The sequence below is a fragment of the uncultured Veillonella sp. genome, assembly GCF_915069625.1.
GTDB lineage: Bacteria > Bacillota > Negativicutes > Veillonellales > Veillonellaceae > Veillonella.
Genome location: NZ_CAJZFD010000008.1, coordinates 1 through 22,205, shown reverse-complemented (window position 1 = coordinate 22,205; position 22,205 = coordinate 1). Strand labels below are relative to the sequence as shown.

19 protein-coding genes are annotated in these 22,205 nt (G+C 39.7%); all 19 read left to right on the top strand.

Going from position 1 to position 22,205, the window contains the following annotated elements:
• The first annotated feature begins 190 nt into the window (after positions 1–190).
• The 19 genes from QZ548_RS00985 to QZ548_RS00895 all read left to right on the top strand — a co-directional run bounded on the left by QZ548_RS00985 (position 191) and on the right by QZ548_RS00895 (position 22,096).
• A complete protein-coding gene (locus QZ548_RS00985; RefSeq protein WP_005385985.1) occupies positions 191–646 on the top strand; it encodes a CBS domain-containing protein in 456 nt (151 codons plus the stop codon).
• A gap of 163 nt (positions 647–809) precedes the next feature.
• Entirely contained in the window at positions 810–2,114 is a 1,305-nt protein-coding gene (tig, locus tag QZ548_RS00980) for a trigger factor (RefSeq protein WP_295867418.1), read from the top strand.
• Between the two features lie 36 nt (positions 2,115–2,150).
• Positions 2,151–2,744, top strand: coding sequence for an ATP-dependent Clp endopeptidase proteolytic subunit ClpP (gene clpP, locus QZ548_RS00975; RefSeq protein WP_005385987.1), 594 nt, complete (start codon positions 2,151–2,153; stop codon positions 2,742–2,744).
• Positions 2,745–2,756: 12 nt separating this feature from the next.
• Positions 2,757–4,010: an ATP-dependent protease ATP-binding subunit ClpX gene (clpX, locus tag QZ548_RS00970; protein ID WP_119208534.1), complete on the top strand. Its 1,254-nt coding sequence runs from the start codon at positions 2,757–2,759 to the stop codon at positions 4,008–4,010.
• 65 nt (positions 4,011–4,075) lie between these two features.
• Entirely contained in the window at positions 4,076–6,385 is a 2,310-nt protein-coding gene (gene lon, locus QZ548_RS00965) for an endopeptidase La (RefSeq protein ID WP_119208533.1), read from the top strand.
• Entirely contained in the window at positions 6,385–7,083 is a 699-nt protein-coding gene (yihA, locus tag QZ548_RS00960) for a ribosome biogenesis GTP-binding protein YihA/YsxC (RefSeq protein WP_105089446.1), read from the top strand. Before lon ends, yihA begins: the two co-directional genes overlap by 1 nt.
• Positions 7,080–8,051 carry a polyprenyl synthetase family protein gene (locus tag QZ548_RS00955; protein WP_119208530.1) on the top strand — a complete coding sequence of 324 codons (972 nt, stop codon included), beginning with the start codon at positions 7,080–7,082 and terminating at the stop codon, positions 8,049–8,051. Before yihA ends, QZ548_RS00955 begins: the two co-directional genes overlap by 4 nt.
• Before the next feature lies 1 nt (position 8,052).
• Entirely contained in the window at positions 8,053–8,943 is an 891-nt protein-coding gene (gene tatC / locus QZ548_RS00950; RefSeq protein ID WP_119208528.1) for a twin-arginine translocase subunit TatC, read from the top strand.
• Positions 8,944–8,964: 21 nt separating this feature from the next.
• The gene (locus QZ548_RS00945; RefSeq protein WP_119208527.1) at positions 8,965–11,622 is read left to right on the top strand and encodes a valine--tRNA ligase; all 2,658 of its coding nucleotides are present in this window, start codon (positions 8,965–8,967) and stop codon (positions 11,620–11,622) included.
• A gap of 12 nt (positions 11,623–11,634) precedes the next feature.
• Complete coding sequence (locus QZ548_RS00940; protein WP_119208525.1) at positions 11,635–12,942, top strand: folylpolyglutamate synthase/dihydrofolate synthase family protein; 1,308 nt, start codon at positions 11,635–11,637, stop codon at positions 12,940–12,942.
• A 9-nt stretch (positions 12,943–12,951) separates the two neighbouring features.
• On the top strand, positions 12,952–14,190 hold the full coding sequence (locus tag QZ548_RS00935) for an O-antigen ligase (RefSeq protein WP_119208523.1): 1,239 nt from the start codon (positions 12,952–12,954) through the stop codon (positions 14,188–14,190).
• Positions 14,191–14,710: 520 nt separating this feature from the next.
• Complete coding sequence (locus QZ548_RS00930; RefSeq protein ID WP_039969068.1) at positions 14,711–16,216, top strand: acetyl-CoA hydrolase/transferase family protein; 1,506 nt, start codon at positions 14,711–14,713, stop codon at positions 16,214–16,216.
• A 28-nt stretch (positions 16,217–16,244) separates the two neighbouring features.
• On the top strand, positions 16,245–17,891 hold the full coding sequence (locus QZ548_RS00925; protein ID WP_005386006.1) for a methylmalonyl-CoA mutase: 1,647 nt from the start codon (positions 16,245–16,247) through the stop codon (positions 17,889–17,891).
• A 28-nt stretch (positions 17,892–17,919) separates the two neighbouring features.
• Positions 17,920–18,315 (top strand): cobalamin B12-binding domain-containing protein, encoded by a 396-nt coding sequence (locus tag QZ548_RS00920; protein ID WP_060923999.1) that lies wholly within the window; start codon positions 17,920–17,922, stop codon positions 18,313–18,315.
• Between the two features lie 78 nt (positions 18,316–18,393).
• Positions 18,394–19,332, top strand: coding sequence for a methylmalonyl Co-A mutase-associated GTPase MeaB (gene meaB / locus QZ548_RS00915; protein WP_060923998.1), 939 nt, complete (start codon positions 18,394–18,396; stop codon positions 19,330–19,332).
• Between the two features lie 51 nt (positions 19,333–19,383).
• Complete coding sequence (gene mce / locus QZ548_RS00910; protein ID WP_005386012.1) at positions 19,384–19,806, top strand: methylmalonyl-CoA epimerase; 423 nt, start codon at positions 19,384–19,386, stop codon at positions 19,804–19,806.
• Positions 19,807–19,957: 151 nt separating this feature from the next.
• Complete coding sequence (locus tag QZ548_RS00905; protein WP_005386013.1) at positions 19,958–21,487, top strand: carboxyl transferase domain-containing protein; 1,530 nt, start codon at positions 19,958–19,960, stop codon at positions 21,485–21,487.
• 73 nt (positions 21,488–21,560) lie between these two features.
• A complete protein-coding gene (locus QZ548_RS00900; protein WP_039969070.1) occupies positions 21,561–21,905 on the top strand; it encodes an OadG family protein in 345 nt (114 codons plus the stop codon).
• A gap of 23 nt (positions 21,906–21,928) precedes the next feature.
• Complete coding sequence (locus tag QZ548_RS00895) at positions 21,929–22,096, top strand: hypothetical protein (RefSeq protein ID WP_004696483.1); 168 nt, start codon at positions 21,929–21,931, stop codon at positions 22,094–22,096.
• Positions 22,097–22,205: the final 109 nt, after the last annotated feature.

Sequence of the window (22,205 nt, the reverse complement as noted above, 5' to 3'; positions counted from 1 at the left end):
TATAGAGCACAGACTTTACCAAGTTTATTAATTTAATTCTAGTAGTTTAGTGAATAATAGTTACTATAACTTATACAATAGGAATAGACTTATAAATTATTTATATAATCAGTTCACAAAAAAAGGAGTTTTATTATGCTATGTCGAATAGTATAATAAAGCAAGATGTATTTGTAAGGAGGAATTCACTATGAAAATCCAAGAAGTAATGAATAAATACCCTGTTACTGTTGGCAAAGATGCGCCAATTTCTGATGTAGCTGATTTGTTGGTAAAATATAATTTAACAGCTGTTTCCGTAGTGGATGACAACAATAAATTATTAGGTATTATTTCTGAAGGCGATTTGCTTTACAAAAAAGTACGTCCTCATGTACCTCACTATGTAAATGTATTAGGCGCTAGTATCTATTACAATGGCATTGGCGAATATAATGCTCAATTTAAAAAATTGTTAGCGTCTCATGTTCATGAGTTGATGACTGAAGAAGTAATTACAACTACACCGGATAAAGATGTAGAAGAAATTGTATCTGTTATGCTTGATCAACATTTGAAAAATGTTCCTGTAGTAGATAAGGATTACCATTTGATTGGTATCTTATCTCGCCGTGACATCATCAAATTGATTGCTAAAGATAACTAATTCGCATAATTATGTAATACATAGAAAGACCACCCGTTTTGGGGTGGTCTTTTAGTGTAAATTGAGAAGAATTGCATTGACCTTGCATTTATGTTATTATTAGGAGTGCATAATATACTACAGAAATTTGGGCGTATTGCCCTTCGAGGAGGACATATTTTAAATGAAAGCAACTGTAAATCCTGTTGATCAACACGTAGTAACGTTAACTATTGAAGTACCTGCAGCAGAAGTAGACAAAGGCATCAAACAAGCTGTAAAACGCATTGCAGGTCAAGTAAACATTCCTGGCTTCCGTAAAGGCCATGCGCCTCGCCGTGTTTTGGAAATGAACTTCGGCAAAGAAGCTATCTTGGAAGAAGCATTCGAAGTATTGGCTAGCCAAAACTACAGTGCTGCACTTCGTGAAAACGATATCGTTCCAGTATCTGAACCAGAAATCGAACGCGAACAATTCGAAGAAGGTAAAGACTTGATTTTCAAAGCTACTGTAACTAAACGCCCTGAAGTTAAACTTGGCGATTACAAAGGCTTAGAAGCAGAAAAACAAGACGCTACAGTAACTGACGAACAAATCGAAGAACAATTGAACAATATTCGTGAACAACAAGCAAAAATGGTTGTTGCTGAAGAAGGCGCTACAATTCAAAAAGACGACTTCGCAGTAATCGACTTCGCTGGTTCCATTGACGGTAAACCATTCGATGGTGGTGAAGGTAAATCCTACCCATTACAAATCGGTTCTGGTAGCTTCATTCCTGGCTTCGAAGATCAATTGATCGGCGCTAAAGCTGGCGATGATGTAACTGTAAAAGTAACATTCCCTGAAGACTACTTCGTAGCAGACCTTGCTGGTAAAGAAGCAGAATTCAAAACTCACATCCATGACATTAAACGTAAAGAATTGCCTGAATTGAACGATGAGTTCGCAAAAGAAGCAAGCTCTTACGAAACTATTGAAGAATTGAAAAAAGATCTTCGCGCTAAAATGGAAGAAGAAGCTTCCCGTCGCGCAATCGATACTTACAATGCTGACTTGATTCAAACAGCTGTTAAAAATGCAACTGTAGACATCCCAGAAGTAATGATCGAAGATCGCGTAGAACAAATGATTCAAGAATTGGCTATGAACATGGAAGGCCGTGGCTTGAAACTTGATGACTACTTGAAATTCTCCAACAAAACTATCGAAGATTTACGCTCTGAATACAAAGATTCCGCAGCTGAAAACGTACGCGCTGATTTAGTATTAGACGCTATCGCAACTGCTGAAGGTATCGAAGTAACTCCAGATGATATGAACCGTGAAATCTTCATTATGGCTCAAAACTTTGGGGCAGATCCTAAAGAAGTTTGGGATATTATTGCAAAAGAAGGTCGTGTAGCTATGTTGGCAGGCTCTGTAGCTCGCAAAAAAGCAGCTCGATTCATTATTGATAATGCAAAAGGCGCTGAAGCGGCTAAATAATAGTTTGCTCAACTAGGTACATGAAAAGGTGAATATATGTATGTACCAATCGTAGTTGAACAAAGTGAACGCGGCGAGCGTTCCTATGATATTTACTCTCGCTTGTTAAAGGATCGCATTATCTTCCTAGGTGGACCTATCGACGATAATGTAGCAAATGCGGTTATTGCGCAAATGCTGTTCCTAGAAGCAGAGGATCCTGATAAGGATATCCATTTGTACATTAATAGCCCCGGCGGTGTTGTAACTGCCGGCATGGCTATTTATGATACGATGCAATATATCAAACCAGATGTGTCTACCATTTGTGTAGGCTCTGCGGCGAGCATGGGTGCTGTGCTTTTAACAGCAGGTGCTAAAGGTAAACGCTATGCGTTACCTCATGCGCGCGTTATGATTCACCAACCATTAGGTGGTGTACAAGGGCAAGCATCTGAAATTGAAATCCATGCCCGTGAGATTCTTCGTATGCGTGAAGAATTAAATGGTATCTTAGCTTCTCGCAGTGGACAAGATATTGAGGTTGTAGCGCGCGATACAGATCGCGATAACTTCATGAGTGCTCAGGATGCCGTTGAATACGGCTTAATCGATGAGGTACTCACAAGAGAACCTGTAGAAAGCAAGTAATGGAGGCGCCCCTTGGCAAAAGATAAAGACACTATGCGCTGCAGTTTTTGTGGACGCACAAGCGAAGAAGTCCGCAAATTAGTAGCGGGTCCTAACGTATATATTTGTGATGAATGCGTTGAAGTATGTGAACGTATTATCGCTGATGAGTTAGGTGACGTAGAGGCGGATGACTTCAACTTAAAAGAATTGCCAACGCCGAGAGAAATTAAAGCTCATCTTGACGAATATGTTATTGGTCAAGATGATGCTAAAATCTCTTTAGCCGTGGCTGTATATAATCACTACAAACGTTTACAAACAGATAATGTAGTTGATGATGTAGAATTACAAAAGGCTAATGTTTTATTCATTGGTCCTACTGGTAGTGGTAAAACACTATTGGCTCAAACCTTAGCGAAAATGCTAGAAGTACCATTTGCTATTGCAGATGCTACAAGCTTAACTGAAGCTGGTTATGTAGGGGAAGATGTGGAAAATATCTTGCTTAAAATTATCCAAGCTGCAGATTATGATATAGCTCGGGCTGAACGTGGTATTATCTATATCGATGAAATCGATAAGATCGCTCGTAAGTCTGAGAACCCTTCCATTACACGTGACGTGTCTGGTGAAGGTGTACAACAAGCATTGCTTAAAATCTTAGAAGGTACCGTAGCTTCTGTTCCACCTCAAGGTGGCAGAAAGCATCCAAATCAAGAAATGCTTCAAATCGATACTACAAATATTCTCTTTATTTGTGGTGGTGCATTTGATGGTATGGACAAGGTTATTACTAAGCGTACCGCTAAGAAAACCCTTGGTTTTGGTGCAGACGTACAGCGCAAAGAAGAACGTAATGTATCAGCTATCTTAAAAGATGTTGTACCTGAAGATTTATTGAAATTTGGTTTAATTCCAGAATTCATTGGTCGTTTACCTGTTATGGTAACATTGGATCAATTGGATAGAGAGGCATTGATTCAAATTTTGACAAAGCCTAAAAATGCATTAACAAAACAATATGAAAAAATTCTATCCCTTGATGGTGTAGAGTTAACTTTCACTGAAGATGCATTAGAAGAAATCGCTGATGAAGCATTACAGCGAAAAACAGGTGCTCGTGGTTTGCGTGCTATCATTGAAAAGGTGATGAAACGCGTTATGTTTGAAGTTCCTTCCATGCCGGAAGTAACTAAGTGCATAGTAAATCGTGAATCCGTGATGAGCACAGGTGAACCTATACTCAAAAATGAGGCAGACCAAGACATCCAGTTGAAATCGTAATTCGAAGAAACTCATTTCTGTGTAGGAATGAGTTTCTTTTCATAATATAAATACCTGGAGGAAGTATGAATTTACTCGAAGTTGGGATTCCAACTGTACCTCTTAGAGGCATGGTTGTATATCCGAATATCGTGATTCACCTCGATATCGGTCGAGACAAATCCATTAAAGCGGTAGAAGCCGCAATGAACGAGGATCGCATTTTAGCAGTTGTCAGCCAAAAGGATGATGCTGTTGATGCGCCAACTGTTCATGACTTAGCCCAAATGGGTACATTAGTAAAAATTAAGCAAATGTTACGCTTACCAGGTGGTATTGTACGTGTTCTTGTAGAGGGCATTACACGTATTCGCGTAATGAATATTACAAGTATGGATCCGTACTATGTAGGGGACTACGAACGTGTAGCCTCCGAATTTGAAGACGATGTTGAGCTAGAAGCGTATCGTCGTTTGGTTCAGTCTAAATTCGGCGAATGGGCTGAAGAGGCTAAATCTGTTACAGATGAAGGCGTTACACGCGTAATGGAGTTACGCGACCCATGTGAATTGGCTGATCAAGTTGCGTTCTTATTGCCTATTAATAATACTAAACGCCAAGAGTTACTTGAAGAGTTATCTGTAGCTCGTCGTTTAAATATGATTGTAGGCATTTTGAATATGGAATTACAAATCTCTGATTTGGAAAACTCCATTAATAATCAAGTACGTCAATCTATGGAAAAAGCGCAAAAAGAATATTTCTTGCGCGAAAAAATCCGTGTTATCCACGATGAATTGGGTGACAAAGGGGATCCAGAGGAAGAAGCTGAAGAGTTACGTGTTAAATTAAAAGCTCTTAACCTTAGCGAAGATGTACATGAACGTATCGATAAAGAAATTTCTCGTTATAGCCGCATGCCACAATTGATGCCAGAAGCAACTATTTTGCGCAATTACCTAGATTGGGTATTGGCATTACCGTGGAATGAATTGACTGAGGATCGCTTGGATATCAAGGAAGCTCACGCTATGCTTGAGGCGGATCATTATGGCCTTGAGAAGGTTAAGAAACGCATCCTTGAATTCTTAGCTGTTCGTAAGTTAACTGGTAAGAATAGTGGTTCTATTCTTTGCTTAGTAGGCCCACCAGGTGTTGGTAAAACATCCTTGGCTACGTCTATCGCTAAAGCGATGAACCGCAAGTTCATCCGTGCATCCTTAGGTGGTGTTCGCGATGAAGCCGAAATTCGTGGCCATCGTCGTACGTATATTGGCGCATTGCCAGGTCGTATGATTCAAGGTCTTAAGACTGTAGGCACTAAGAATCCTGTATTCTTGTTGGATGAAATTGATAAATTAGCATCTGACTATAAAGGTGATCCATCCTCTGCATTGTTAGAAGTATTGGATCCAGAACAAAATAGTACATTCAGCGATCACTTTATCGAAGTACCATTCGATTTCTCTGAAGTATTCTGGATTACAACGGCTAACGTTGCATCCAATATTCCTGGTCCATTGTTAGATCGTATGGAAATCATTGAATTATCTAGCTATATGGAACAAGAGAAGTTAGAGATTGCTAAGCGTTATTTAGTACCTAAACAAATCAAGAAAAATGGCCTTGAAGATTATAAGGTTAAATTATCTGATGCAGTGTTGAAAAAGGTAGTTTCCGAATATACTCGTGAAGCCGGTGTTCGTACCTTGGAAAAAACAATTGCTAAGATTTGTCGTAAAATTGCTTATAAAGTCGTTGAAGAAGGTGGAGATGCACCGAAAGTAACGACAAAAAATCTTCACGAATTCTTGGGCGCTCCAATCTTTGTTGACCAAGAGCGTGAAAAGAAACCGCAAATTGGCTATGTAAATGGTTTAGCGTGGACTTCTGTAGGTGGTGTTGTATTGCCATGTGAAGCAACCACTATGAATGGTACAGGTAAACTTGCATTAACTGGTAGCTTAGGTAAGGTTATGCAAGAGTCTGGTCAAGCTGCGATGAGCTATATCCGCCACAATGCAAAAGCCTTAAAAATCGAAGACGATTTCTATAAGAAACTCGATATTCACGTTCACTTGCCTGAAGGTGCAACACCTAAGGATGGCCCTTCTGCAGGTATTACAATGACATTGGCGATGGTATCTATCTTGACAAACCGCAAGGTTCGTTCTGATATTGCTATGACTGGTGAAATTACATTGCGTGGCCGTGTATTACCAATCGGCGGTTTAAAAGAAAAATTATTAGCAGCCTTGTCTAATGGTATTAAAGAAGTATTGATTCCTAAAGGCAATGAAAAGGATATTGCAGAATTACCTGACATTGTAAAAGAAGGTCTCATTATTACGCCAGTTAAGACAATGGATGAAGTATTAGCAAAGGCACTTGTGTAATGCAAAAAAAGAAAAAATCCACTAAACAAATGGGCCCAAAACCACAATATACACGAAAAGAACCGAAGGGGCCTCGTATTATAGCAGCAAAATATAATACTTCCTGTGTGAAGGCGGATCAATACCCTGAAGGGGATACTGTGGAAATTGCTTTCATCGGACGCTCTAATGTGGGCAAATCTTCGTTGATTAACTCGTTGTGTAATTATCGTGGGTTAGCCCTCGTTAGTGGTCAACCAGGTAAGACAAAGACGATAAACTATTTTGATGTGGAGTCAAAAGAGGATATTTCTGAAACAGAGGAACGCCGTTATCATTGGTTCCTCGTTGACCTTCCTGGTTATGGATTTGCCAAGACAAATAAAGGAAACCGCAATTTGTGGTCTTCCTTTATTGCCGATTATATTTTACATTCTGAACGATTGATGTTGTTATGCTTATTAATTGATGGTCGTCATCCAGAGATGCCTATCGATAAGGTCGCTTATGACTGGCTCGTTGAAGCTGGTGTACCACTACAAATTGTAGTGACTAAGGTCGATAAATTAACAGCTAAAGAAAAATCTGCTAATTTAGCGATTATTAAAGAAATGTATCCCACTGCAACGCCGCCAATTCTGTATAGTTCTTTGAAGCATACAGGCCGTGAGCTTTTACAACAACGCATCAATAAAGTTCTAGTAGGAGATGAAGCATGAGTCAAACCAATGAATTAGAGATTATGGAACGCATCGCTCTAGATTTAGAGGGTGTGGAAGAGTCTCTTGCATCATCTTTTAATACAGGTGCAGAAGACTTTAATGCACTGATTCGACCATTATCTGCTGCAGGTGGCAAGCGCTTGCGTGCGCAATTATGTTTATTGATTGCTAATGCAGGTACATCTGTAGAACGTCAGCGTATTAGAATTGCTGAAGCAGTAGAAATGCTTCATTTAGCGACACTGATTCACGATGATGTACTAGATCAAGCTGAGATTCGTCGTGGTGAAGAAACGATTCATATGCATAAAGGCAATAAGGTAGCCATCCTTAGTGGGGACTACTTATTTGCCAAAGCATTCCAAATCGTGTCTGAAATGCCTAATATGAAGTATTTACAGGTTTTCTCCCATATTATTACTTGCCTTGTGGAAGGCGAGTTCATGCAAATGGAAGATGTATATCGCATTGATCAAGGTATTGAGCGTTATATGACCAAGACCCAAAAGAAAACAGCAGACTTTATGGAAGGCTGTATGGAATTGGGTGGCCTCTTGGGGGGCTGGAGCGAATCCGAAATCGTTGAGTTGAAAAAATATGGTCATGCGTTGGGCATGGCTTTCCAAATCACTGACGATATTATGGACTATCGTGAAACAACAGAGACGACTGGTAAACCTGTAGGGAATGATCTTCGCGAAGGTTTATTGACATATCCGTTGTTAAGCATCGTCAATGATGATAATAAAGATAAACTGCTTGCAGACATTAAGGCCTTAAATAATGGCGGTGATGAACAAGCGATTATCGACTATGTTATCGCTCAAGGTGGTATTGATAATACATTAGCTGTAGCTGATCAATATTGTAAAGATGCTTTGGCGGCACTCGATGCTGTACGCGACTTCCCAGGCAAGGAGTTCCTTGTGATGGCAGTAGAAAATTTAGCTGATAGAAAGGTATAATATGGAACCATTCGAACCAAAACCGGACTTCGAATATCCCATACAAAAACCTTCTTTTGATAGTGTAGTTCGTCAAAAGCGTCGTAAAGCTGAATTAAAGGCTGAGCAAGAACGGTATAAGGTGGCAAATCAACGCGTTCCTGAGGAACAAGAAGATGAACCTATTTATACTGAGATGGAACAGAAAATGATGGACGAAGCTCGGGAACTATCCCTTGTGGGACATCTATCTGAATTGCGAAAGCGTCTGATTATAATGGCTGTTGCAGTTGTTATAGGAACTTGTATTTCTTATTATTATGTAGACTTTTTATTGGAAATACTCCTAAAACCAGCTGGTAAGCTCTATTATATGAAACCAACTGAAGCCTTCTTTACATATATGAAGGTGTCTATAGTAGGTGGTCTTATTATAGCGGCGCCCATTATATTGCATCAGATTTGGCTATTTGTTAAGCCAGCCCTTACTGTACGAGAAAAGCAGTTATCTAACTGGATCTTACCAGTTGCCATAGGACTATTTGGCATAGGTATTGTATTTTCTTATTTTCTCGTGTTACCAGCAGCCGTTAAGTTCTTTATGGGCTTTGCTACAGACGAATTACAACCGCTATTTTCCATTGGTCAGTACATGGACTTTGTATTATCCTTTGTACTACCCTTTGGATTTATCTTTGAGTTGCCGTTGATTTTAATCATCTTGGGATATTTCAACTTAATTACATCGCGTTTTTTAAAAACGAAGCGAAAGATATTTATTCTTATATCCTTTATCATAGGTGCTGTCATTTCACCAACACCGGATATGTTCTCTCAAACGATGATTGCATTGCCTATGATATTGCTATATGAAACGAGCCTATTTGTATTGGCTAAGATTATGAAGCGCTAAGGAGTTTATTTAGGAGGAACGATGAAAACCTACGAAAATTTAACCACTTATAACCCCGGTGAAATAGAAGGGAAATGGTATTCTTATTGGGAAAACCAAGGATACTTTCACGAAGAAGTAGACACAAATAAAGAACCATTTAGTATCGTATTGCCGCCTCCTAATGTAACTGGTATGTTGCACATGGGCCATGCTTTAGATAATACATTGCAAGATATTCTTATCCGTTTCAAACGCATGCAAGGCTACAATGTTTTGTGGATGCCTGGTACTGACCACGCTGGTATTGCTACACAAATCAAGGTAGAAGAGATGCTCGCTAAAGAAGAGGGTAAATCTCGCTATGATTTAGGCCGTGAAAAATTTGTAGAACGCGTATGGGAATGGAAAAAAGAATACGGTGATACTATCGTAAAACAAATCCGTAGCTTAGGCGCATCTTGTGACTGGTCTCGCGAACGTTTTACATTGGATGAAGGATACTATCATGCAGTGCGTGAAGTATTCGTAAGCCTTTATGAAAAAGGATTAATCTATCGCGGTGAACGCATTATCAACTGGTGCCCTCGCTGTGCCACTGCTTTATCTGATGTTGAAGTTGAACATGAAGATGAACATGGCCACTTATGGCATATTAAATATCCTGTAAAAGGTGAAGAAAATCGCTTTGTAATTGTTGCTACAACTCGTCCAGAAACAATGTTTGGTGACGTAGCTGTAGCAGTAAATCCTGATGATGATCGCTATAAAGATCTCATTGGTAAAACATTGATTTTACCATTTGTTAATCGCGAAATTCCTGTAATTGCCGATGACTATGTAGATGCTAGCTTCGGTACAGGCTGCGTAAAAATTACGCCTGCTCATGACCCTAATGACTTTGAAATGGGCCAACGTCATAATTTGGAATCCATCGTTGTTATGAACAATGATGCCACAATGAATGAAGGTGCTGGCAAGTTTAATGGCATGACTCGTGAAGAAGCTCGTAAACAAGTAGTAGCAGAACTCAAAGAATTAGGTTTACTTGAAAAAATCGATGATCATGACCATGCAGTAGGTCATTGCTCTCGTTGTAATACAATTATCGAGCCAATGGTATCTAAACAATGGTTCGTAGATATGAAACCATTAGCAGAGCCAGCTCTTAAGGTTGTTAAAGACCACGAAGTAGAGTTTGTTCCTGAACGTTTTACAAAAACTTATGTAAACTGGCTTGAAAACATCCGCGACTGGACCATTTCCCGTCAATTGTGGTGGGGCCATCGCATTCCTGCATGGTACTGTGATGACTGCGGTGAAACAATCGTAAGCCGTGAAGATATTACTGAATGTCCTCATTGCCACGGTCATGTTACACAAGATCCAGACGTTCTTGATACATGGTTTAGCTCTGGTTTATGGCCATTTGCTACTATGGGGTGGCCTGAACAAACACCAGAACTTAAACAATGGTATCCAACAAGTGTTCTTGTAACTGGTTACGATATCATCTTCTTCTGGGTTGCTCGTATGATTTTCATGGCTCTTGAGTTTGAACATGAAATTCCATTTAAACATGTATTTATTCATGGTCTTGTGCGCGATAGCCAAGGTCGTAAAATGAGTAAATCCTTGGGTAATGGTATTAACCCTCTTGAAGTTATCGACCAATATGGTGCTGATGCATTGCGCTTTACTCTCGTAACTGGCAATACACCTGGTAACGATATGCGCTTCTATATGGAACGCGTTGAAGCAAATCGCAACTTTGCTAATAAGATTTGGAATGCATCCAAATTTGTATTGATGAATCTTACAAATTATGATGAAAGCTTCGTTCCAACAGCAGATGATTTGACATTAGCAGACCAATGGATTGTTCAAAAATACAATGAAACAGTACAAAGTGTAACTTCTAACCTAGATAAATTCGAACTTGGTGAAGCGGCAAGCTCCGTATATGACTTCATTTGGAATACATACTGTGACTGGTATATTGAGTTAGCTAAACCTCGTTTATATAACGATGGTAATGAACGTGATCGTCGTACAGTTCAATACTTACTCGTAACAATCTTGCGTCACATGCTTGAATTATTACATCCATTCATGCCGTTCGTAACAGAACATATTTGGCAACACTTGCCTCATGAAGGGGATAGCATCGTTGTCACTAAATGGCCAGAAGCATTGAAGTTTGATAATCTTGAAGGTGCAGCACGTCAAATGGAAGTTATGATGGATGCCATCAAAGGTATTCGTAACATGCGTGCTGAAATGAATGTGCCTTTAGGTAAAAAAGCTGAGGTTATTGTGGCGCCAACAGATGAAGCATTGGCTCAAACTGTAGCCGATCATAGCGATTACTTCGTAACATTAGCTTGGGCTGAGAAGGTAACTATTCTTGGTGCCGATGATCCAAAACCAGAAAATGCAACTGTAACAGTTGTAAATGGTATGGAAGTATATCTCTTGCTTAAAGACTTAATCGATGGCGAAAAAGAAAGAGAGCGTATTGCAAAGGAAAAAATCCAAATGGAAAAAGAAATTTCTCGTTTGGAAGGTAAATTGTCTAACCAAGGCTTCCTAGCAAAAGCTCCTGAAGCTGTAGTAGCAAAAGAAAAAGAAAAGTTAGAAGAATATAAACAAAAACAACAAGCGTTATTGGAACGCGAAGCGTTCCTTGAAACCTTATAATAGGAGGTTTATATGACATATCAAGAGGCCTTAGCCTATTTAGAACAGGCATCCTCATTCGGTATTAAGCCTGGCCTTGAACGAATTACAGCGCTTATGGAAGCCCTTGGGAATCCACAAGATGACTATAAGATTGTTCATGTAACAGGCACGAATGGTAAGGGCTCGGTTACCTCATATATTTCCTACGCACTGTTTACAAGTGGACTACGGGTGGGGCGATTTACATCGCCTCACCTTCAATCCTATACGGAGCGAATTCAAATCAATGATGGAAATATAACAGAGGAAGCCTTCGGTAATCTAATTAGTCGTGTAAAAGTGGCAGTTGATACTATCATTACTAACGGCATAGAAGCGCCAACGCAATTTGAAATTTTGACGGCTGCTGCCTTTTTGTTCTTCAAAGAACAAGATGTGGACTATGCGGTGGTGGAAGTTGGTTTAGGTGGATTACTAGATTCTACTAATATCGTGACACCAAAGGTATCGGTTATTACCAATGTAACAATAGACCATCAAGCGTATTGTGGTGATACTGTTGAGGAAATTGCGCGTCATAAGGCAGGGATTATTAAATCTAAAGTTCCTGTTGTAACGGCTGCACAGGATGCACCGCTTCGTATTATTGAAGAGGTAGCTAAAGAGAAGCATGCTAAAGTATATGCTTTCAATAAAGACTTTGGTATAGATAGCCGTAGTGCTGTAACTGGTGGCCAAATGATTACGGTTAGTACTAATGATGCCGCTCCTGCAATGTTGTTTACGACAATGGCAGGCATTCACCAATCTGTCAATCTTGCGTGTGCATTAATGGCTGTACGGTTACTGATGAAAGAAGATACTAACATCAGTGAAGAAACGATGCGTGAAGGATTTGCTCGCACTACGTGGGCAGGTCGATTTGAAGTTAAACGAGGCTTGGATCGCACCTTTATCTTTGATGGTGCTCATAATGCGGCAGGTGCTGAATCTTTCAGTATGACCTATGCTGAATTATTTAAGGACACTCCAAAAACGATTGTGATGGCAATTCTTAAAGATAAAAATCAGGATGCTATTATCCGCGAAGTTGTTAAGGCAGGCGATACGGTTCTAGTTGTACCAGCTCCAACAGATAGAACTGAAGTGCCAGAGGTTTTGGTTGAGAAAATACGTCACATCGTTCCAAAAGCTATAGCGCAAACAGCAGATTCTGTTGAAGACGCATTGGCTTTAGCATATAAACATACAAAAACTGGTGATATTATCACTGTTTGTGGTTCTTTATATATTTTAGGAGATGCTCGTCAGTGGTTTAACCATGAGATGAGTCACTAAGGTGAGCCTATGGAACTCTCACTTATTCCTAATCAGAAGAGAATTACATTTTATATTGAACGTTTAATTTATGGCGTTGTTGTGGCCATGCCTTTGCAACCAATGGTGGGTGATGTGCTCCTTTGGCTAGCAATAGGACTTGCACTATATGATTTAATATCTAGTAAATCTTTGAGCTTACCAACAGGCTATTTATCGTGGTCTGTTATGATTTTTGTAGTATGGACTGGCATATCTTCTATAGTGTCAGAAAATTGGGATTGGTCAATTCAAAGTTGGTTTTATCAAATTGTGGCCAGTGGCGGTATGTATTATTTAGTTCGTACATACATTCAAACGCCTAAACAGTGGAACTATTTTCTTCGTGCCTTGCTAGGTACTGCAGTTCTAGTGTGTATTATAGGTGCGTATCAATATGTATTTGTTCCTAATATACATATTAAAGAGTGGGTAGATGCGGCACAGTTCCCTAAATTGATGCGTCGCATGTCGTCTACATTACAAAATCCTAATTTATTGGGCGCCTATCTATTGATGGTACTCAGCGTATGTATCAGTTATATCTTGGTATATATGAAGGAAAATCGTACGCGCGAAGTTATTTCAATGCTAATTATAGGTATTATATTATTCTTAACGATGCTATTAACCTATTCTCGGGGAATTTGGATTAGCTTCGGAGCGATGATTTTGTACTGGGCAATCTTTGTGGAGCGAAGATTATTCTTATCCCTATTAGCAGTGCCAATAATTTTATATTTTTATGATGGTGAAATAGCTTCAAGGCTGTGGTCTATATTCCAAGGTCATGATACATCAGCTGATCTCCGATGGGCCTTATGGGATAGTACTATGTATATCGTAAGAGAAAATCCTATCTTTGGTATTGGGTGGAATACATTTTATTTAGTATATCCAGACTATAATTACTATATTCAAGGACCTCACATCTTGATGTATCATGCTCATAATTTATATCTTAATATGTTAGCTGAAACAGGTATTCCAGGATTACTATCATTCCTAGCAGTTATCGTAGGTCATGTTATTACATCTATAAGACTTAAAGGCGATATATTCCGTCAAGCTGCACAAATAGGTGTAGGTGCTTTGGCTATAGGTGTTTTATTTAGTGGCTTATCTGATTTTGAGCTATACAGTCATCAAGTGACTATTGTATTTTGGCAATTGTTTGGCTGGGTAGGGGCCTTTGTAAAAGTTCAACTGTCTGCTGATAAATCTGCATAATTGTCATATCTTGTATAATTAGCATGTTTTATGGTAGATATATAATTTCATAATATGGTATAATTAATACATACCTTGGGTAGGTACGTATTAAGTAGTATAACCGGTTTTCTAATGTTAGACATAATTGAACATTATCGTTGGCATTTGAAAGCCGGTTTTTTGTATATCATTGTATCTTTATAGGGAGGTGTATGGTCTAGTTCTTGTATATGAGATGTTGTTTTGTATTGAAAAGTGTCTATATATTGTATAGAGAGAGTTCGATTTAATTGAAAAACATCAATATATGCCATAAATCGATAATTCCTGTGAGTTATAGCGATGTGAATAAAACTTATGTGAATATATGAAAATCTATGCATTTTAATCATAATGCACCCATAAAGTGTGATGAAAAATACATTTTAGTCATATAAGTTGACAATACGTTGGATGTGGACTACGATGAAGTCGGTTTAAGGAACGACCAAGAGATCAAACTGTCGTTTATACAATGTTACTCTTAAAGGAGATGGTAATGGTGATAGACATCAAAGACCGCGTTAAATGTGCGGCCCTCCAAGGTAAAATTGTCACTGCTTATGATGCAGCTCTTTTGATTAACCCTAACGATAAAGTTGGTATTTCCGGCTTTACTCCATCTGGTTATGCAAAAGCAGTGCCATTGGCATTGGCAGAAAGAATGGAAAAAGAACCATTCAAAATTGATTTGTGGACAGGTGCTTCCGTAGGTGATGAAGCTGATGGCGCGTTAACTCGTGCTAACGGTATCAATCGTCGTTTCCCATATCAAACAAATGGGGATACACGTAAAGCCTTAAATAGCGGTGCTGTTAAATACATCGATATGCATTTAAGCACAATGGCACAAAATGTTCGCTATGGTTTCTTTGGCGATTTAGACGTAGCTATCGTAGAAGTTTGTCAAATCAACGAAGATGGCTCTTTAGTACCTACAACATCTGTTGGTAACTCTCCAACATTTGTTAGTCAAGCTAAAAAGGTTATCGTAGAAGTAAACGTATCCCAACCACTTTCCTTGGTAGGTATGCATGATATCTATGAACCACTCGATCCACCACATCGTAAACCAATTCCATTGGAAACACCTGGTGATCGTATTGGTACTGAAGCAATTCCTTGTGACCCAAGTAAAATTGTTGCAGTAGTACCTTGTGATGTTCCTGATACAACAAGACCTTTGGCACCTATCGATGATGATGCAAAAGCAATGAGTCAACACCTTATCAAATTCTTCGAACAAGAAATTGCAGAAGGTCGTTTACCTAAAAACTTGCTTCCATTACAATCTGGTGTAGGTTCCGTAGCGAATGCGGTAATCAGTGGTCTTGCTAAAGGCCCATTCACAGATTTGTCCATCTATACAGAAGTAATCCAAGATGGTATGTTCGACTTGATCGATGCTGGTAAAGTAACTGTATGTTCCGGTACTGCATTAAGTCCTTCTCCAGATGGGTTGAAACGTTTCTATGCGAATATTGATGAATATCGTAAAAAAATCATTCTTCGTCCGCAAGAAATTTCCAACAACCCTGGTATTGCTCGCCGTATTGGTGTCATTGCCATGAATACCGCTATCGAATTTGATATTTTTGGCAATGTAAACTCTACTCATATTATGGGTAGCAAAATGATGAATGGTGTTGGTGGTTCTGGTGACTTTGCACGTAGTGCATATCTCACTATTTTCTGCACTAACTCCGTTGCTAAAAATGGCGACATCAGTTCTATCGTTCCATATGTATCTCATGTGGATCATCCAGAACATGACACTATGATTTTCTGTACAGAACAAGGTGTTGCTGACTGCCGTGGTTTGAGCCCAGTGGAAAGAGCTCGTTTGATCATTGAAAAATGTGCTCACCCAGACTACAAACCTATGTTAACTGAATACCTAGAAAAAGCATTAGCTGCAACAAAGAATGCCCATACACCTATGTTGCTTGATGAAGCTCTTTCTTGGCATAAACGCTTCACAGAAACTGGAAGCATGAAAAAATAACCTGTTTTTTTAGGAGGATGATGAAAACATGGCTTACGAAAACTTAAAAGCCCAAATTGCTGAGTACAACAAACTTTGTGACGAAAAAAGTGCAAAAACTCCAGAACGTCAAAATTTAAAATACAACCGTGTATACACACCAGTTGATATCGAAGGTTTTGACTATGAACGTGATTTGGGTATGCCTGGCGAATTCCCTTACACTCGTGGCGTACAACCTACTATGTACCGTGGTCGTTTCTGGACAATGCGTATGTATGCAGGCTTCGCTACAGCAGAAGAATCTAACAAACGTTACCGCTACTTAATCGAGTCTGGTGCAACTGGTCTTTCCTGCGCATTCGACTTACCTACACAAATCGGTTACGACTCCGACGATGCAGTTGCAGAAGGCGAAGTTGGTAAAGTAGGTGTAGCGATTGACTCCTTGGCAGATATGGAAATCTTGTTCGACGGCATCGATCTTGGTAAAGTATCCACATCCATGACAATCAACGCTCCAGCATCCGTTTTGTTGGCAATGTACATCGCAGTAGCTGAAAAACAAGGCGTACCTTCCACAGAATTGAAAGGTACAATTCAAAATGATATTTTGAAAGAATACGCAGCTCGTGGTACATACATTTTCCCACCAAAACCATCCATGCGTTTGATCACTAATATCTTCGAATATTGTTCTCAAAACGTTCCAAAATGGAACACAATCTCCATCTCCGGTTACCATATCCGTGAAGCAGGTTCCACAGCAGCACAAGAAATCGCATTCACAATTGCTGATGGTATCGCATACGTAGAAGCAGCTTTGAAAGCTGGTCTTGATGTTGATACATTTGCTGGTCGTCTTTCCTTCTTCTGGAATGCTCATAACAACGTACTTGAAGAAGTTGCTAAATTCCGTGCATCTCGCCGTCTATGGGCAACAATCATGAAAGAACGTTTTGGTGCTAAAAAACCAAAATCCATGATGCTTCGTGTACATACTCAAACAGCTGGTTCCATGTTGACTGCACAACAAGTTGATAACAACATCGTTCGTGTTGCTCTTCAAACTGCAGCTGCTGTAATGGGCGGTACTCAATCCTTACATACAAACTCCCGTGACGAAGCTTTGGCTCTTCCTACAGAAGCATCTGTACAAGTAGCTCTTCGTACACAACAAATCGTGGCTTACGAATCTGGTTTGGCTGACGTAGTTGACCCATTGGGCGGTTCCTACTATGTAGAAGCTATGACTAACGCTATCTATGACGAAGCTATGGCATACATCAAGAAAATTGATGAAATGGGCGGCGCTGTAGTAGCAATCGAAAAAGGCTACATCCAAAAAGAAATTCAAGAATCCGCTTACAAATGGCAAATGGAAGTTGAATCTGGCTTGCGCACAATCGTTGGCGTAAACAAATTCCAAGTTGAAGAAGAAGCTCCAAAAGACTTACTTCGCGTAGACGCTTCCGTTGGTGTTAACCAATCCAAGAAAACTCAAGCAGTTCGCGCTAACCGCGATCAAGCAGCAGTTGATAAAGCATTAGCAGCTCTTAAAGCTGGTGCAGCTGATGAAAACGTTAACTTGATGCCATTAATTCTTGATGCAGTTAAAACATATGCTACTTTGGGTGAAATTTGTAATGTATTGCGCGAAGTATTCGGTGAATACGAAGCTCATTCCACATTATAATATCGGCTAATTTCGGAGGTAATTAATCATGGCAGAAAAACGTATTAGAGTAATCGTAGCAAAACCAGGTCTTGATGGTCATGACCGTGGTGCAAAAGTAGTAGCACGCGCACTTCGCGATGCTGGTTTCGAAGTAATCTACACAGGTCTTCGTCAAACTCCAGAACAAATCGTTGAAGCAGCTCTTTCTGAAGACGTTAATGTAGTTGCATTATCCCTTCTTTCTGGTGCTCATAACACATTGTTCCCTAAAATTGTTGAACTTTTGAAAGAAAAAGGCATGGGCGATGTACTTGTAATCGGTGGTGGCGTTATTCCTGACGCTGATATCCCTGGTTTGAAAAAAGCTGGCGTAGCAGCAGTATTCACACCTGGCACACCAACTGGCGATATCGTTAAATTCATCAACGAAAACGTTAAATAATTAATTGGGTAAGAGAGGAGCACAACTGCATAGTTGGCTCCCCTCTATTCCCATATTTTAAGATAGGTGGTGAGGCGAGTGGATTTAGTTAAAGAACTTTTTGAAGGTTCCCGACTAGCCTTAGCACGGTCCATAACGGCTGTAGAAAACGAGTATGAAAATGCCATTGATATTATGAAGGCTATTTACCCTAAAACAGGGAATGCACGTATTCTCGGTATTACTGGGGCCCCTGGTGCTGGTAAAAGTACTTTGACTGATAAAGTTGTTAAACATTATCTAGATCAAGGTAAAAAAATCGGCATCGTTGCCATCGACCCAACTAGCCCATTCTCTGGTGGTGCTATCTTGGGGGACCGTATTCGAATGAATGATTTGACATTAAATGAAAATGTATTTATTCGAAGCATGGGCACGCGTGGTAGTCTTGGTGGTTTATCCAAAAAGACTGCAGACGTTGTAAAACTCATGGATGCCTTTGGCATGGATTTAGTAATCATTGAAACAGTAGGTGTAGGTCAATCCGAAGTAGATATCGTTAAAAATGCTGATACTACGTTGGTTGTACTTGTTCCTGGTCTTGGTGATGATATCCAAGCTATCAAGGCGGGTATTCTTGAAATTGGCGATGTATTTGCTATCAATAAAGCTGACCGAGATGGTTGTGATCGTTTGAATGTAGAAATTGAAATGATGCTTGACCTAGACTCTCGTGAAGTAAAATGGCGCCCACCAATTAAGCGCACAATTGCTAGTAAAGACCAAGGCGTAGATGAACTTATCGACGCTTTAGATGAACATTTTGAGTATCTTGAAGATTCTGGTGAATTGGAATCTCGTCGGGCAGAACGTACTCGTGATGAAATCATCGCAATGATTAATGAACAAATTGGTCGTTATGTAGCTGATAAAATCGTTACAAGCGACGAATTTAATAGCCAAGTGGCAGCTGTTAATGAACGCGAAAGCGATCCATACACAGTTGTTAACGGCGTAATGACAAGCGTGCTAAAGTAGACGGCGACTACATAGCATTAGAGATTTAGCCTTGAAAAGGAGATAATCGAAATGGCTTTTAAAGTATTACAAGTGGATCACATCGGTATTGGTGTTAATGATTTAGCAGCAACTAAAGAATTCTATAAAAATGCATTGGGTATTGAACATCTTCCTGAAGATGAAGTGGTTGAAGAACAAAAAGTAAAAGTATCCTTCTTCCCATGTGGCGATGCTGAACTTGAATTCTTAGAAACTACAACTCCAGATGGCCCTATTGGTAAATTCATCGAAAAAAATGGCGGTCGTGATGGTATCCAACACGTTGCATTGCGCGTTGATAATATTGAAAATGCTATTGCTGATTTGATGGCTAAAGGCGTTCGTATGATTGACGAAAAACCTCGTTACGGTGCAGGCGGTTCCTCCATTGCTTTCTTACATCCAAAAGCAACAGGCGGCGTATTGCTTGAATTATGTCAACGTATGAAATAATACAGTATCCAATTCACATCATTATGTATGAGTAATAGATATACATATTCATATAATCATGAGTTATATATTAAATATGTATGCATGCTTGAACTTTAATTATTAATGAAATAAAATGATACTGTAACAAGTTTTATTTGGAGGTGCTATAATGGCAACAGTGCAAGAAAAAATCGAGTTATTGCACGAAAAACTAGCTAAAGTTAAAGCTGGTGGCGGTGAAAAACGCGTTGAGAAACAACATGCTCAAGGCAAAATGACTGCTCGTGAACGTTTGGCTAAATTGTTCGATGATAACTCTTTCGTTGAACTTGATCAATTTGTTAAACATCGTTGTGTTAACTTCGGTCAAGACAAGAAAGAATTACCAGGCGAAGGTGTAGTAACTGGTTATGGTACTATTGACGGTCGTTTAGTATATGCATTCGCACAAGATTTCACTGTAGAAGGTGGTTCCCTTGGTGAAATGCATGCTGCTAAAATCGTTAAAGTACAACGTTTAGCAATGAAAATGGGTGCTCCTATCATTGGTATCAATGATTCCGGCGGTGCTCGTATTCAAGAAGCTGTAGATGCTCTTGCTGGTTACGGTAAAATTTTCTTTGAAAATACAAATGCATCTGGCGTTATTCCACAAATTTCCGTAATCATGGGTCCATGCGCAGGCGGTGCTGTATATTCTCCAGCATTGACTGACTTCATCTACATGGTTAAACACACATCTCAAATGTTCATCACTGGTCCTGCAGTTATCAAATCTGTAACTGGTGAAGAAGTAACAGCTGAAGACCTTGGTGGTGCAATGGCTCACAACTCCGTATCTGGTGTTGCTCACTTTGCAGCTGAAGACGAAGATGATTGCATCGCTCAAATTCGCTACTTATTAGGCTTCTTGCCATCCAATAACATGGAAGATGCTCCATTAGTAGACACTGGCGATGATCCAACTCGCGAAGACGAAGGCTTGAACAGCTTGTTGCCTGATAACAGTAACATGCCATACGACATGAAAGATGTTATCGCAGCTACTGTAGATAATGGCGAATACTATGAAGTACAACCATTCTATGCTACAAACATTATCACTTGTTTCGCACGTTTTGACGGTCAATCCGTTGGTATCATTGCTAACCAACCAAAAGTAATGGCTGGTTGCTTGGACATCAATGCATCCGACAAATCTTCCCGTTTCATCCGTTTCTGTGATGCTTTCAATATTCCAATCGTTAACTTCGTTGACGTTCCTGGTTTCTTGCCTGGTACAAATCAAGAATGGGGCGGTATCATTCGTCATGGTGCTAAAATGTTGTATGCTTACTCTGAAGCTACAGTACCAAAAATTACTGTTATCACTCGTAAAGCATACGGCGGTTCTTACCTCGCTATGTGTTCCCAAGATTTGGGCGCTGACCAAGTATACGCTTGGCCTACATCCGAAATCGCTGTAATGGGTCCTGCTGGTGCAGCTAACATTATCTTCAAAAAAGATGAAGACAAAGACGCTAAAACAGCTAAATACGTAGAAGAGTTCGCAACTCCATATAAAGCTGCAGAACGTGGCTTCGTAGATGTTGTAATCGAACCAAAACAAACTCGTCCAGCAGTTATCAACGCTTTGGCTATGCTTGCAAGCAAACGCGAAAACCGTGCTCCAAAGAAACATGGTAATATTCCATTATAATTCGATTCGATAACAAGATCATCGAATTTGGGAGATACCTTTCTTTACTACTTTTTTAGAAAGGGGAATGATTATGGAAGGACAAGCAGTTACTACCAATCCTTGGTTAATCATGGCCATTAATATGACAGTTGTATTTGTTGTGTTGATTCTTTTAGGTATTTTGATGTCAATCGTTCATTTGATTGACCCTACTAAGAAGAAAAAAGACGTACCACCAAGTGCACCTGTTGCGGCTCCCGCAGCTACACCGGTGGCTGCACCAAATGCATCTGCTCAAAATGAAGGTGAAGTAGTAGCAGCTATCGTAGGTGCCATTGTGGCGATGGGGTATTCATCTGAACAAATTGCATCTATTCGACCTACAGCAACCAGTGCTAAATGGCGCTTGGAAGGTCGTTTAAGCGGTAGAGGTTAATAATATTTTAGGAGGCATTTGTAATGAGCAATGCTACAACAACTAACGGTAAAGCTCCATCTCAAGATGTAGTAGCAGTAATCGTTGGTGCATTAGCGGCAATGGGTTATTCCGCTGATCAAATCGCGCATATCCGTCCAATCGTAAGCTACAATTGGAAAATGGAAGGTCGCTTGCGCGGTAATCGATAAGATTATTGCCTAATTAGATAATCACTGAGATTATCCGATTTATATGTGTAAAATTAAAAGGAGAGAAGAGGTATTACTTCTATATCTCATTAACTTTAGTGTTTATTTC